The sequence below is a fragment of the Micrococcaceae bacterium Sec5.7 genome, assembly GCA_039636785.1.
Classification (GTDB): Bacteria; Actinomycetota; Actinomycetes; order Actinomycetales; family Micrococcaceae; genus Arthrobacter.
Genome location: CP144169.1, coordinates 3,597,859 through 3,612,376 on the forward strand (window position 1 = coordinate 3,597,859; position 14,518 = coordinate 3,612,376).

Below are 14,518 nucleotides of genomic sequence, written 5' to 3' on the forward strand. Positions count from 1 at the left end.
AATGATTCTTCGATAGCAGCTACGCGGGCATCTTTGATGAGTCAACGCCCTGACTAGCCAAGAAGGCCAGGCATCCCCCATGCTTAGCAATATGTCCTCAACGTCGAGCCCATACCGGATCATCGCGGTCTGCACCGGCAACATCTGCCGGTCCCCGATGGCCGAGCTGATGCTGGCTGAGGCCTTCGCAGCTGAGGGGTTCACCGGCACCGTTGCCGTGGATTCCGCCGGGACAACCGCGTATGAGGCGGGCCGTCCGATCGACCCCCGCGCCGCGCGCAAACTTGCCACCCGCCACATCGCCTCGGAACATCACGTCGCACGTGCATGGCGTCCGGAGTGGTTCGGGCAACGCCAGCTCATTCTTGCCCTGGACATCGACCACTACGGCTGGCTGCGTGAAACCGCCCCGGACAGCGAACCCCTGGCCAAAGTGCGCATGCTTCGCAGCTTCGATCCCGCAGTGGCCGGCAAAGACCTCCTGGACCAGGGCATCGAGGATCCCTGGTACGGCGGCCACGCGGACTTCGATACTGTCTGGGAGCAGATCCAGGCCGCTGTGCCCGGCATCGTTGAATATGTCCGGTCTGCCATCGCAGAAGATGACCGGCTCCAACTGCAGAACCAGCAGCAGGTACGCTCTACTTCATGACTCCCGCACCTGTGATCATCGCCATTGACGGGCGGTCCGGCGCAGGTAAAACCACCCTGGCCATCGAGCTGGCCGCACGTTTGCGGGAGCACCATAAAGTGTCGCTCTTCCACCTCGAGGACATTTACCCTGGCTGGAATGGTCTGGCCGCCGGCGTGGAACGCTACGTCACCACGGTCCTCACGCCGCTGCGCCGCGGCGAGCAGGCCACCTGGACCAGCTGGGACTGGGACAGGCATTACGACGGCGAAGCCCGGGTCACGCTGCCAGCGGAAGTCGTCATTATTGAGGGCGTGGGGGCCGCGGCTGCCGCAGCCCGGCCCATGCTGGACGCGGTCATCTGGGCCGATTCGCCGGATGACGAGCGCCGCGCCCGCGCCCTGGATCGGGACGGTGGCACCTACGAGCCGTTCTGGGATCAGTGGGCTGCCCAGGAAGCGGAGTGGCTGGCCGAAGACAAGGTGTGGGACCACGCTGATGTCAGAGTGCTCAACCGCGCCGAGGGCCAGGCCCCCGGCGATGTCCTGCAGGTGCTCTCCTACCTGCCTGCCCTTGCCCCGGCTCTGGTGCCCGAGCTCGCCGCCCGCCGTGGCCTCAAACTCCGGACTGAGCGGATCGTGGCAGCCCCGGACGCCGCCCCGCTTTTTGCCTCGCTCTACGGGGATTCACCAAATGCCGTGTGGCTCGATTCGTCCATGGCTCACACGGCGGCACCGGCCGCCCCGCGCACACCCGCCACGGAACGCAGCCGGTTCAGTATCCTGGCGGACGACGGCGGCACGTTCGGCCAGTCGGTCCGGCACAGTTCCGGGACTAACCGGGTTACCGCCGGCACTGCAACGGTGGTGACGTCCGGTCCGTTCTTCCGCTGGCTGGACAGCGTGTGGGGCAGGAAGGCCGTCCGCGCCCCCGAAGGCTACCCCTGCGACTTCACCCTGGGCTGGCTGGGGTACCTCGGCTACGAACTCAAGCGCGAGACCGGCGGCACCGACGTAACCGCCGGCACCCCTGACGCGGCGCTGATCTTCGCCGGACGGGCCGTGGTGCTGGACCATGCCGAGGGGACGGTCTGGCTGCTCGCCCTCGAAGCCCCCGACGCCGGTGAGTGGCTTGCCCGTGCGCGCTCAGCCGTAGCCGCGGCAGCCTCGGCAACGGCGGCCGCGAACCCGGCGGAAGCCGGAGCAACAGCGCAAGCCGGCGGCAGCAACGGCGTCGTGCGTTCACCGGAAGTGACCTTCACCAGCCGGGACAGCGAGCCCGAGTACAAGCGCAAGATCTCCGACGCGCAGCACGAGATCGCGGAAGGAAATTCGTACGAAGTCTGCCTCACCACGGCGCTCTCCGCCGAGGTGCCCGCCGGCGTCCTGGATCCATGGCAGACGTACCTGGCGCTGCGGCGGAAGAACCCGGCTCCGTTCGCGAGCTACCTGCGGTTTGCGGAGCTGACGGTGGCCAGCACCTCGCCGGAGCGTTTCCTGCGGATAGCGGCCGACGGCGGCATGCGAGCCGAGCCGATCAAAGGCACCCGCCGCCGGGCTGCTGAGCCTGCGGCCGACGATCTGCTGCGGCGCGAACTCGAGTCGTCGCCGAAGGACCGGGCCGAGAACATCATGATTGTGGACCTGCTCCGCAACGATCTGAGCCACTTCGCGGAGCCCGGGTCAGTGACGGTCAGCAGGCTGTGCGAGATCGAAAGCTATGCCACGGTGCACCAACTGGTGAGCACCATCGATGCCAGGCTCCGGAATGGTTCTCCCCGGGCCGAGGCCGTGGCCGCCTGTTTCCCGGCGGGCTCCATGACGGGTGCGCCCAAGATCAGCACCATGGCCATCCTGGACCGCCTCGAGGGTGCGCCGCGGGGTGTCTACTCCGGTGCGATCGGCTACTTCTCCCTCAACGGAGCCACGGATCTGGCGGTGGCCATCCGGACCCTGGTGATCAGGGCTGACGGTCCCGGGGCGGACGGCAGCAGCTCAGACGGTGCGGGCACCACCGAACTCTCTCTCGGCGTCGGCGGTGCCATAACCGCGGATTCGTCGCCGCAGGAGGAGTACGAGGAAATCCGGGTCAAGGCCTTCGGCGTGCTCTCGGCACTCGGCGCAGAGTTCCCGGATCCCGGTACCCGGAACGGCCTCAGTCGTGGACTTCGGCGAGCGCCCTCTTGGTCCGCACGTCATCGCGGGTCAGAAAATAGTAGATGACGCTGGCCAGGATGGCGCCCACGAACCACGAGTACGGGCCCAGGCCCGAGCCTCCCGGCAGGAAGTTCTGCAACGCCGGGAGCAGGGCCAGCACCCCGGCGACGAGGGCCGCGGGGACCAGTGCGGCGATCGCCTTGAGGTTCCAGCCCTTGGTGTAAAAATAGAGGCCGGTCTCGTCCTCGTGGTAGAGGTCCGAGACCTTGCAGCGCTGGTGCCGGATCCGGAAGAAGTCGGTGAAGATGACGCCGAATAACGGGCCGAGCAAGGCACCCAGGCCGCCCAGGAAGTATACGATCACCACCGGGCTGCTGAAGAGGTTCCACGGCAGGATCACGATCGCCAGGACGGCGCTGATCAGCCCGCCGCGGCGGAAATCGATCCGGTGCGGGGCCACGTTGGCGAGATCGTAAGAGGCCGAGACGAAGTTGGCGACCACGTTGATGCCGATCGTGGCCACCACAAACGTCAAGGCGGCGATGATGGTGATCCACGGGTTGTCGACGGCCTGGACGATCGCGACCGGATCCGTGATGACCTTGAACATGTCCTGGCCCCGGTACTGGTCTTCGGTGAAGTACGAGGCGGACCCGGCTGTGACCACCACTGTGACCAGCGCAAAGGCGATGAAGTTCACCGGCAGCCCCCAAAAGTTACCGCGGACGATGGTCCTGCGGTCCGGCGAGAACCGGGAGAAGTCGCAGAAGTTCAGCAGCAGCGCCGAGAAGTAGGTGACCGTCAGGGCGATGGCGGCAAAGAACTGCGTGACCGCCGCGGGTCCGTCCAAGGCCGCGACTCCGGGAATCGAAAGGCTGAACTTGTCGCCTGCCTGCACCAGAATGTAGATCGCCAGCGCGAACATGGCCACCCAGATGGCCGGGCCGGCCCAGTCCTGGAACTTCCGGACCGACTCCATGCCGCGGCGGATGACCAGCAGCTGCACGGCCCACAGGGCCAGGAACGCGGCCCAGCCGATCGGCGTCAGGCCGAGAATATGTGGCACATCCGGCCCATCAAGGACGGTCAGCTCCGGCCACACCGAGAACAGCAGCACCAGGACGGCTTCCGAGGCGAGCCAGGTCTGGATGCCGTACCAGGCGATGGCGATCAGCGCCCGCACCAGGGCCGCCAGATTGGCTCCAAAGAGCCCGAAGGACATCCGCGCCAGGACCGGATATGGGACGCCGGTCTTCTGCCCTGCCGTGCCGGCGAAGTTCATGAGGAAGTAGACCAGAATGATGCCCAGAACCAGGGCCAGGAAGACCTGCCAGCCCACCAGCCCCGTGATGAAGAGACCTGCCGCGAAGGTGTAGCCGGCGATGCTGTGGACGTCGCACATCCACAGGGCGAAGAGGCTGCGGACCTTCCAGTTCCGTTGCCGGGCCGGCGCGAGGTCCTCGTTCCACAGCCTGTCACTGACAATCCGGCCCTCTGCGAGGATGCGGACTTTTTCCGGGAACTCGTCGGTGCTGTCCGACGGCGCCGATTTGGCTGGAATTTCGTCTTTCAGGCCCATGATGCCTCCTCAGATGCGCTTCCGAGTGGTGCCTCTCCATACAGAATCGCCCCATCCCGGCGGAATGAAAAGCCCCCCGCCGGCGGCAGCACCGCCGTCGGGCACGTTCAGCTGGCGCTGCTGCCCCGCGCTGTTGCCCGCCTGCGCTACTGGACTGTGGCGGTCAGCCGGGCCACATTGTCCACGTACCGGGCCAGCAGTGGCCGGCGCAGCCAGGACTCGAGCTTGAGTTCGTGCGAGATGTCGCGGTAGGTGTTCTCCACGGCCCGCATGGTGTTGACGATCTCCGCCCCCAGCAGCATCACGGAGACCTCCATGTTGAGCGAGAAGGACCTCATGTCCATGTTGCTGGACCCGAGGACGGCCACTTCGTCGTCGATGGTGAAGTGCTTGGCGTGCAGCACGAACGGCGCCCGGTACAGGTAGATGCGCACGCCGGCCTCCAGCAGTGCCTCGTAATAGGAGCGCTGGGCGTGGTGGACCAGGAACTGGTCCCCTTTTTCGGACACAAAGAGTTCGACGGCGACTCCGCGCTGCGCCGCGGTGGTGATCGCGTAGAGCAGCGAGTCGTCAGGCACGAAGTAGGGGCTGCAGATGGAGATCCGGTGCTGCGCCGAGTAGATGAGGGTGTTGAAGAGCCGCAGGTTGTTTTCCGTACTGAATCCGGGGCCGCTGGGGACCACCTGCGCCGTGACGGCGCCGGGTGCAACATCGGCGGGCAGCTGCAGCTGGTATTCGAGTGATTCGTCGGTCTCGCTGAGCCAGTCGGTGGCGAAAACCACGTTCAGGGTGGGGACGATCGGACCGCGCAGGCACGCCATGAGCTCAACCCATTCGCGGCGGGCCTTGCGGTGCTTGGGGTTGTTGTAGGAGGGCTCGATCAGGTTCTGGGAGCCAGTGAAGGCGATGTCGCCGTCGATCACCATGATCTTGCGGTGGTTGCGCAGATCGGGACGGCGCCACTGGCCGCGGACCGGGAGCAGCGGCAGCATGCGGCGCCACTGGATATTGCTGGCTGTGAGCCTCTTCAACAGATTTCGGTAGCCCTTGACCCTGAGCGTTCCGATGTGGTCAAACAGCACACGCACCTCAACGCCGCGGTCTGCGGCCTCCTCGAGGGCCGTGAAGAGATCGTTGGTGACGTGGTCGGTGCTCATGATGTAGAACTCGGCGTTGACGAACTTTTTGGCGCCGCGGACGGCGTTGGTCATGGCCAGGATGGAGTCCGGGTAGCCGGGGATGAGTTCCACGGAATTCCCGTCCACCATGGGCAGCGAGCCCAGCCGGTGGTTGAGTTCGGCGGCGGACTTTACCCATTCCGGGCCCCGGTATTGGCTCCCGACGTCGGACAGCGCGGAGGTGCCGGCCCGCACCCTTCCGTTGACCTCCTGCTGCTGTTCGGTGCGGCGCCCCGAAAGCCGGAAGTTGCCGAACAGCAGGAAGAGGACCAGGCCGACGGACGGCACAAAGAAGATGCCCAGCAGCCAGGCCATGGCTGTAGTGGGGCGCCGGTTGCCGGGGATGATGCCCACGGCGAGCACCCTGATGACCAGGTCAGCGAAGCTCAGCAGCAGGATCAGCCATGAAGGCATGGTTCCCGCGAGCGGAAATGGCCACAGCACAGACGAACCCCCGTAGTCCCTCACCCGCCGGACCTGTTCCCGACCGGGCAGTGAGCACAGCCTACCGGGGGCACGCCGCACTAAGCTGGAGGCATGACTTCTCCTGCCCCTGCCACAGTGCTGGTCTTCCTGGATCCAGCCTTCGAAAACGGCCGCCTGGCCGACGCCTCGCATCCGCAGCTGATGGCCACGGACCAGGGCGCCACGCGTGGTGACGGCGTATTCGAGTCCCTGCTTGCTGTCGGCGGGCGTCCCCGGAAGATCCAGGCCCATCTCGACCGTTTGGGCAGCTCAGCCCGTGCGCTGGATCTTGATATTCCGGTGCAGGATGCGTGGCGGCGCGCCGTGGAGACGGGCATTGGAGAGCACCGCACCCTTCACCCGGCGGCTGCCCCGGCCGAGGACGAGGTGGTGGTGAAGCTGATCGTCACCCGCGGTGTTGAGGGCGCGTCCTCGCCCACCTGCTGGGTCCAGGTGTCCCCCATCCCGGCAGCCGGACGGCGTCAGCGCGAGACCGGCCTCGACGTCATCCTGCTTGACCGCGGTTACGACAGCAGCGTTGCCGAACGCGCCCCGTGGCTGCTGCTCGGTGCGAAAACACTCTCCTATGCGGTGAACATGGCCGCCTTGCGGCATGCCCACAAGCAGGGCGCTGACGACGTCATCTTCACTTCCACGGACGGCCGCGTCCTGGAGGGACCGACGTCGACCGTCCTGTTGGCCCACCTTGAAACGTCCGGCGGCGGTGCTGGTGTTGGCGGGACCGCGGTCAAGCGGCTCATCACGCCGCAGCTGGACAGCGGCGTTCTTCCGGGCACGTCGCAGGGGGCACTGTTCGCAGCCGCCAAGGCGGCCGGTTGGGAGCTGGGTTACGGTCCGCTGGAGCCGCAAGATCTGTTGGACGCCGACGCCGTGTGGCTGATTTCCAGCATCCGGCTGCTCGCGCCGGTGAACCACGTCGACGGGCAGGAAATCGGCACGCCCGCACTTCAGAAGCAGCTGACGGCAGAGCTGAACGAGTTGATTGCCGGGATCGAGTAGGCGGTTCCACCCGGCGGTTGAGCGGGCCCGGCGGTTGAGCCGACCGAAACGCCAGGCGGTGGAAATCCATGCGCCTTGCCCACCTCATCACCGGAGGCCCGTTGGCCGCACGCGGACGGGCGCGAGGAAACCGATGACCATGACCGCCGTGACCGATCCCGCGGCCATGATCGACGCGAGCACCACGATTTGGAAACGCCCTGCTTCCAACGGCGAAACCCCTCCGAAGATGGCGCCGACGAACGCCCCCGGCAAGGTGACCAGGCCCGTCGTCTTTGTCTGGTCGGTCGAAGGTATCAGGGCGGAATAGACGGCACTGCGCGCGAGGTCCAGTGTTGACTGCCGCCGCGAAGCGCCCAGGGCGAGCCACCCCTCCACCTGCTCCCACCGTTCGTCGACGGACTCGGTGAACCGTCTACCGGCCAGAGCAGCGATGGTCATCGAGTTCCCGATCACAATGCCGCCAATAGCCAAGGCATAACGGGGAGTCAACGCAATCGCTCCCGTAACAAAAACGATGACCAGCGTTACTGCGATGCCCCCCGCCATGGAACCGGCAACCAGTGCGAGATGAGGTCCGCTCCAGCCGATCCGACGCGCAGCAGTCAGTGCGGCGACCGTGAACATTACCAGGAGCGCCACGGCAACCCATTCCGGGCTTGAGATCACACCGCCGAGAATGAAACTGATGACGGCGAGCTGCGCTGCCCCGCGAAGGATTGCAGCGGCGGGCGCGAAACTGTTCGGCGCCCGGAAACCCGATAGAACTGTCACCGTCAAGGCCACCAGAAGCCCAACACCAAGCAGGGTCGGGGCGACGCCGGCAAGTTCCGTCATTAGGCCAGCTTATCGACGGACGGGAAAGTCGTAGGCGAGGACTTCCATGCGGATGCACCGCGGGAAGATTCCCTTTCCATCCAGGTCCTGATCCCGGCGTTGCCCGCGGACCCCGTTCGATCACCGGCAAGTAAAAAACCTTTGACATCATGTCTGCATAGCCATACATTGATTGTGTCAATAATATTTGACATTGGAGCCGGCGTCCCTCGAGACGGCGTTCCAGATCACGCGGTTGGTCCGTACCCAGAATCAAGGAGTAGTCATGAAATCACCCAAGCGGCTGGCAAGAATTGCCGGTGTCCTCTACCTCGCCGTTGCCATCTTTGCTGCCTTCGGAGAATTCCTTGTACGCGCCTCCGTCTACGTGCCCGGTGACGCTGCTGCCACCGCAGATAGAATTGCGGCCAACCCAGGGCTGATTCGAATCGGCTTCATGGCGGACCTGGCCCAAGTTACGTGTTTCCTGTTCGTTTCGATGGCTCTCTACCTGCTGCTCAGGCACGTCAGCATCCATGTTGCTCAGGCAATGGTGATCTTCGTTGCCGTCAGCGTGGCGATGCAGTCCGTGAACCTGGTCCCCTACTTCGCCGCGATGCTGGTCGCCACCGACGCGTCGTACCCATCCGCTCTCGGGGCCGACGGGGCAGACGCCCTCGTGCTGCTCCTGGTCGACATGCACCACTATGGGTTCCTCATCGCGCAGGTCTTCTTCGGCCTCTGGCTGCTGCCGCTGGGCTACCTTGCGTTCAGATCGGGCATGTTTCCGCGAGCACTGGGCGTGCTGCTGATGATCGCGTGCTTCAGCTACCTGATCCATCTGCCCTTCATCTTCCTCTGGCCCGGGATTGGATCGGCGCTCACGGGAGTCATCGCCATACCGGCCGCCACCGGCGAACTCTGGATGGTCTTCTGCCTGCTGATCAGGGGCGTAAAAGTCTCGAAGCAGTCCGAACAAGTTCCCGCCGCGGCCTGACCGCACGGAAGCTGGGGCTCCGGCGGCCCGTGTATTCACCTGTGGCGGGTAATCCTCTGCTTCAGGGGCAGCCCTTCCTCGCCAGCCCCTGACTCTTACGGCCACCGACCCATAGTGGGATAGTTAGTTGACTTCGCAGACGGGAGACCTTTCACCATGGCTGGAAACTATGTAGCTACTTCGATGATCACCATCGATGCGCCAACAAGTCGCGTGTGGTCCGTCCTCACGGACCATGACGCAATCGAGGAGTTCATGTTCGGGACCGATGTCGTGACCGACTGGGCCATAGGAGGACCCATCGTCTGGCGCGGCGTCTGGGAAGGCAAGAATTACGAGGACAAGGGCACAGTCCTCGAGTTCGAACCCGGACGGCGGCTCGTGAACACGCATTTCAGTCCGCTCAGCGGCCAGGAGGACACGCCCGAGAACTACCACACGCTGACGTGGACACTCGAGGACGACGCCGGCAAGACGGACCTGACGCTGTCGCAGGACAACAACGCGACGACTGAAGAAGCCGCGCATTCGAAGGGCATGTGGGACCAGCTCGTAGAAGGCGTGAAGTCGATCGCCGAGCGAGAATCTGGAACACAACCGCCGGATCAAACGGATTCCCGACCCAGCGCAGGCTGAACAGCCGCTTCCGCATCAGCGTCCACGTGGATTGTGGTTGCTTGTCAAGGTGATCGCACCACCTCTGGCGGGGTGAATCACCTCACCCCGCTGCCGCTGGCGCAATTGTCAGCGGCTGCATGCGCTGTGCACATGACACCAACGCCGGAACGACGCCGGCCCTGCCGGGTGCCGCACGGTTGTTCCGGCCCGCATCGTCGCACCAGTCCAGACCGTGCGGCTCCGCGGTGACCGCCGCCTCGCCGGGAGCCGCACCGGCCGGAACGTTGAAGACAAAACGGAACCCGCCGGCGTCGTTCATGGGAGCAAGCTCCTGCAGGATCCTTGTGCCGTTCGCGCTGTACACGGTCACCTGGATCTGCGCGTTTGCGCCGTAACGCGGATCGCAGGTTGCGTCCGCCGCAGCGACCGTCACCTTGTCGCCGGGCTTCGCCGAGGACGGATCCACTGAATATTCAGGCGGCATGCAAGGAGGCGGGCCGAACGGGGGCCCGCCGGAACATCCGGCAACGCTCGGAACAAACAGTGCCGCAAGAGCCGCAGCAACAGCCGGCTTCAGGCAGCGGACTCCAAGGCAGTTCCTGAATCTGGTCCCCATCCACCCATTGTCGCCGCGCAAACGGGGAACGGACGGGCCGCACCCGCTTTGTGCCCGGATCGTTGTCAGTCCGCTACTCCTCCACGCTCTCCCCCGCCAGCCGGATGTGGTTTTCAGCCAGCCACACCGGATTAAATGCCTTACTCAGGTAGTTGCTGCCGGCGTCGGGGGCTATGGCCACCACCACGGAACCGTGCGGTGCGGCGAGCGCCACCCGGACAGCCGCGGCCACCGACAGTCCCGATGACGGCCCCAATGACAGGCCCTCCTCGTTCAGCAGCCGGTGCACCGTCGTGTAAACCTCATCATTGGGAATGCGCAGGAAACGGTCCACCATGCCGCGGTCAAAAATTTTGGGCCACTCCGCCTCGGGCCAGGCATTTCCCACACCGTCCACCAGGATCCCGCCCGCATGACCGCCGCTGTAGGTGGAGCCGAACGGGTCCGCGCCGATCACTTCAACATGCCCGGCCGATTTCTCCTTCAGGTACCGTCCGCACCCGCTGATGGTGCCTCCGGTTCCGATGCCCGCCACAAAATGCGTCACCTTCCCGTCCGTCTGCCGCCAGATCTCCGGCGCCGTGCTCTGGTAGTGGGCCAGCGGGTTGTCCGGGTTGTCGAACTGCTGCGGCCGCCACGCGCCAGGGATATCCGCCGTGAACCGGGCCGCCACGGCACGCGCGTTCTCCGGGGATTCCGACGGCGCGTCCCAGTCCGTCAGCACCACCCTCGCCCCATAGCGGTGCAGGGCGGCGAGCTTCTCGCTGGAAATCGTGTCGCCCGTAACCACCACCACCGGGTGCCCCGTCAGCGCGCCGATCAGCGCCAGGCCGATTCCCGTATTCCCCGACGTACTTTCGACAATCGTGGCGCCGGGCCGCAGCACCCCGCTGCGTTCGGCGGCCCGCACCATGCTGAGCGCCGTCCGGTCCTTGATTGACCCGCCCGGGTTGTCCGACTCCAGCTTCACGTAAATGGTGCTGCCCAGCCCTTTGCTGAGGACCTCAAGCGGCGCCAGCGGCGTGTTGCCCACCTGCGCCAGCACGGCCTCCGCGTCCGCCGTAACATCCACTTCCGGAGCCGTGTGCCTGCCTGTCACGATGCTCATGATTCCCCTCCTGCAAGATCGCTGCCGTGCGGCCCATCCGGCGTCAGTTCCGGCAGCTCCGCCAGAACTGTGCGCAGTTCAGTCCGCGCCCGCTCCACGAGCGCTGCCGCGGGCAGCCGTTCGGCCAGCAGTTTCGCCAGATGCACGACGACGGCGCCAGCCCCCGTGCCGGGCGGCCGCACCTTTGCACCGGACCCGGCGGATTCGCCGGACCAGCAGGAGTCCGCTGCCTTCTTCGCTTCCGCCAGCAGATACGCGGCGGTCAGCGCCTCGATGGTGAGGAGCTTCTCAGCCGCTTCCGCTGAGCGTTCCAGCTGTTGCAGGGCCAGCGGCGCCAGGGTTGAGTGGTCTTCCACATCAGCCGACAGCGTGGGCGCCCCAAGCGTGGCGGGCGCCGCGAGGAACTTCAGTTCGGAGAGCAGCCCCGCTGCCGAATACCACAGCAGACCGGGCAGTTCCTCGGACTCCAGCGCCTCCGGGTGCCGGCCGGCGATGCCCCTTGCTGCCTCGAGGTTGCCTTGCCGGATCAGGCGCTGCGGCGGGTAGAGCTTGGCGATCCTGCGTTCGCTGCTGATGCCCACGTGGGCGAGTCCCAGACGCAGCGCCTCAAATGCCAGGGCCAGCTGCAGCGGCTGGAAGTTGCCGCCGGACACCATCAGACCGGACTCAAGATCGGTCAGCGGGTTGTCGCCACGGCCGTTGAGCTCCACCGCCAGCGCATCCTCCAGCGCCGAGACCTGCGCCCGGAACGCGCCGTGGGTCTGCGGCGCAGCCCGGAAGGACAGTGCGTCCTGCACTGAGACCTCCCGGCCGGAATCCTCCAGCCAGCCGCCCCTGAGCAGCCGCCGGACATTGGCCGCAGACACCCGCTGACCGTCCACCGCCTTGGCCGCCTGCACCGCCGGCGAAAACGGGCTGAGGTTCCCGCCGCCGTCGTACCTTGCCGTCGCTTCGAGCGACAGCGCGAGCGCGGTGTCCGCAAGGTCCGCCAGCCGGAGAAGGCGGCCCAGGATCAGGGCCCCGGCGCCGATCGAATAAGAGTTGGCGCTCACCAGCGCGAGCGCTTCACCGGGCGCCAGCACCAGAGGCCGAAGCCCGGCGTCGGCGAGCACGCGGGCACCGGAAATGAGCGCACCGCCAGGTCCCAGTGCTTGCCCTTCACCGATCACCACGGCGGCCACCGCTGCCAGCTGCGTCAGGTCTGAGGAGCCCACGGATCCGTCGCGCGGAACGGCCGGGACCACGCCCCGGTTAAGCAGCTCGACGTAAAAGCGGGCAGTTTCCGGCCTCACTCCCGAGCCGCCGCGGCTGAAGCCGATCAGCCTCGCCAGCATCACGGCCCGGACCTCGGCAGGGCCCAGCATCTCCCCTATTCCGCTGTGGTGATAGCGGACCACCTGCACCTGGTACGCCAAAAGCGACTCTTCCTCCACAGCGGTATCGCGCCCGGAGCCCAACAGGGTGTTGAGTCCGTACACTCTGTGGCCGGTGTCAATGGCGTTCTGCACCACTTCGCGGGAACGTCCGATGAGCTCAAGGGCCTCCGCGCTCAAGGCCACCCCGGCAGATGGATCCGCCGCAGCCTCAGCGACGTCACGGGCGCGGACCTGTGCCGTGCCGATCAGGAATATCTTGGGTGCGCGGACACCGGCCATGGCTAGAAGTCCAGCAGGTTCTGGCGGAAGCCGCCGTTCCCGTAACTCGTCCTCAACAGCTTGCGCCGGCGGAGCACCGGCGTCAGCCTGTCCAGCACGCCGTGCACGGTGGCAGGATCCACAAAACCGGAGAAGAGGAAGCCGTCACCGCCCACGTGGGCGCCGGTTTCCTCCAGATAGTCGGCGACTTCCTCGGCTGTGCCGATGATGCTGTCCCCCGCGCCGCCGCTGCGTGCCTGCAGGATTTCCCGCAGGGTGGAACCGGGAGGGGCGGCCTTGGCAAAGTGCTCCAGGGTGCCCCGGTTGCTGTTGGTGCTGAGCTCCGGGAGCGGTGTGTCGAGATCGAACTGTTTGAAGTCGATCACCGACAGGTAGGACATGGAGTTCAGTTGGCTGTCGATGTCCCGCTGGGTCAGTTCCTTCCGCGCAGCCCGAAGCTCGTCGGCTTCGGCGCGCGAGCCCACCACGGTGGGCTTGAGAACAAAAAGGACTTTGACGTCGTCCGGGTTCCTTCCCGCTTTGGCCGCTTCGGCCCGGATCGAATCGCGGTAGGCCTTCATGCCGTCGGCGCCGCGGGCCAGGGCGATCGCGACGTCGGCATTCCCGCCCGCAAACGCCTTGCCTCGGGGTGACGCACCGGCCTGCACCAGCACCGGCTCTTCGGGCAAGGGCGCCGTATTCAGGGGCCCGCGGACCTTGAAGAACTCGCCGTTGTGGTTGATGGGGTGCACTTTGCTGTGGTCCGCGAAGATCCCGGCCTCGGCGTCCTCCCTGATGGCGTCCGGCTCCCAGCTCCGCCAGAGCTTGCGGACCACATCCACAAACTCCTCGGCCTTTTCATAGCGGAGATCGTGCTCGATCTGCTGGTCCAGGCCGTAGTTCTGCGCGGCGAGGTCGCTGCCCGAGGTCACCACGTTCCAGCCCAGTTGCCGGTGGGAAAAGTGCTGCAACGTGGCCAGCAGCCGGGCCGCGGTGAAGGGCGGGTAGAACGACGCGCTGACAGTGGGGACGATGCCCAGATGCTCGGTGGCGGACAGCAGATACGGCACCAGTGCCAGCGGATCGTGCTTCGGCGCGAAGGACGCCTGAGCCAGCGAAACCTCGGAGGTGCCGCCGTAGGTGTCCGGCACCGTGAGTGAATCCTCGATGATGAACAGGTCAAGTCCGGACCGCTCAAACGCCCGCACCGCGTCCTGGTACAGCGCGGGTTTCTTCCAGTCGTAGCCGATCCCGTAGCCGGGCGTACCCCAGCCCTGGACCCCGAATCCGTGTCCCACAAACCATCCAAAATGCAGCATGGGACCGGATTTGGGGGTACGCGGCCTCTTCGAATCGATCACAATTGCCTGATTTCATCCGGCGTTACGGTGCTTCATCTCCCGTCATTATCCCCCCGGCCACGGCGTTTGTAACTGCAACGCGGGGTCACTTACGGCCCATTGAGGGGCTCGGGATGGGCCGTAGGTGACCCCGCGTTGGAGTCGCGTTGCAAGGATGAGCGTTACGCAACATGACGAAGGCGGCGGTGCGGGCCGCCGCTGCAAGTGTTACGTTTTTGGGGAGTAATGAGAACCGGCGCCAAGCCCTGACTGGCCGGTCGGCAACCCTCCCTTTCGCGGCGGGGTGCCTCAGGTGAATACTCGGCATATCGACCATTCGAGCTGCAAGCGTGAGAGAAG

General features: G+C 65.7%; 12 protein-coding genes and 1 riboswitch. Of the genes, 5 read left to right on the plus strand and 7 right to left on the minus strand.

The genetic code is table 11. The features are described from left to right. Positions 1 to 91 precede the first annotated feature (91 nt). Entirely contained in the window at positions 92 to 652 is a 561-nt protein-coding gene (locus V3C33_17260) for a low molecular weight protein-tyrosine-phosphatase (GenBank protein ID XAS69777.1), read from the plus strand. Beyond that, on the plus strand, positions 649 to 2,853 hold the full coding sequence (locus V3C33_17265) for a chorismate-binding protein (protein XAS67176.1): 2,205 nt from the start codon (positions 649 to 651) through the stop codon (positions 2,851 to 2,853). Before V3C33_17260 ends, V3C33_17265 begins: the two co-directional genes overlap by 4 nt. On the opposite strand, the gene V3C33_17270 is transcribed toward V3C33_17265, so the two are convergent. Further along, positions 2,786 to 4,366 carry an NCS1 family nucleobase:cation symporter-1 gene (locus V3C33_17270; protein XAS67177.1) on the minus strand — a complete coding sequence of 527 codons (1,581 nt, stop codon included), beginning with the start codon at positions 4,364 to 4,366 and terminating at the stop codon, positions 2,786 to 2,788. The genes V3C33_17265 and V3C33_17270 overlap by 68 nt on opposite strands. 146 nt (positions 4,367 to 4,512) lie before the next feature. Continuing rightward, entirely contained in the window at positions 4,513 to 5,958 is a 1,446-nt protein-coding gene (gene cls / locus V3C33_17275) for a cardiolipin synthase (protein ID XAS67178.1), read from the minus strand. A 123-nt stretch (positions 5,959 to 6,081) separates the two neighbouring features. On the opposite strand from cls, the gene V3C33_17280 reads away from it, so the two are divergent. Continuing rightward, positions 6,082 to 7,029 (plus strand): aminodeoxychorismate lyase, encoded by a 948-nt coding sequence (locus V3C33_17280; GenBank protein XAS67179.1) that lies wholly within the window; start codon positions 6,082 to 6,084, stop codon positions 7,027 to 7,029. Between the two features lie 87 nt (positions 7,030 to 7,116). On the opposite strand, the gene V3C33_17285 is transcribed toward V3C33_17280, so the two are convergent. Beyond that, a complete protein-coding gene (locus V3C33_17285) occupies positions 7,117 to 7,866 on the minus strand; it encodes an ABC transporter permease (protein XAS67180.1) in 750 nt (249 codons plus the stop codon). Between the two features lie 265 nt (positions 7,867 to 8,131). Between V3C33_17285 and V3C33_17290 the strand changes: the two genes are divergently transcribed. Together V3C33_17290 and V3C33_17295 are read left to right on the plus strand one after the other, a co-directional pair. Further along, positions 8,132 to 8,842, plus strand: coding sequence for a DUF4386 domain-containing protein (locus tag V3C33_17290; protein ID XAS67181.1), 711 nt, complete (start codon positions 8,132 to 8,134; stop codon positions 8,840 to 8,842). A gap of 156 nt (positions 8,843 to 8,998) precedes the next feature. After that, on the plus strand, positions 8,999 to 9,478 hold the full coding sequence (locus V3C33_17295) for an SRPBCC domain-containing protein (GenBank protein XAS67182.1): 480 nt from the start codon (positions 8,999 to 9,001) through the stop codon (positions 9,476 to 9,478). 82 nt (positions 9,479 to 9,560) lie between these two features. Here the strand turns inward: V3C33_17295 and V3C33_17300 are convergent, their stop codons facing one another. From V3C33_17300 to V3C33_17315, 4 genes are all read right to left on the minus strand, one after another. After that, positions 9,561 to 9,944, minus strand: a complete 384-nt coding sequence (locus tag V3C33_17300; protein XAS67183.1) for a hypothetical protein — start codon at positions 9,942 to 9,944, stop codon at positions 9,561 to 9,563. A gap of 205 nt (positions 9,945 to 10,149) precedes the next feature. Then, positions 10,150 to 11,184: a cysteine synthase family protein gene (locus tag V3C33_17305; GenBank protein ID XAS67184.1), complete on the minus strand. Its 1,035-nt coding sequence runs from the start codon at positions 11,182 to 11,184 to the stop codon at positions 10,150 to 10,152. Continuing rightward, complete coding sequence (locus V3C33_17310; GenBank protein ID XAS67185.1) at positions 11,181 to 12,839, minus strand: aromatic amino acid ammonia-lyase; 1,659 nt, start codon at positions 12,837 to 12,839, stop codon at positions 11,181 to 11,183. The genes V3C33_17305 and V3C33_17310 overlap by 4 nt, the downstream gene beginning before the upstream one ends. Positions 12,840 to 12,841: 2 nt before the next feature. Further along, entirely contained in the window at positions 12,842 to 14,176 is a 1,335-nt protein-coding gene (locus V3C33_17315) for an NtaA/DmoA family FMN-dependent monooxygenase (protein ID XAS69778.1), read from the minus strand. A gap of 224 nt (positions 14,177 to 14,400) precedes the next feature. Continuing rightward, positions 14,401 to 14,515: riboswitch (SAM riboswitch) on the plus strand. The last annotated feature ends 3 nt before the right edge of the window (positions 14,516 to 14,518 follow it).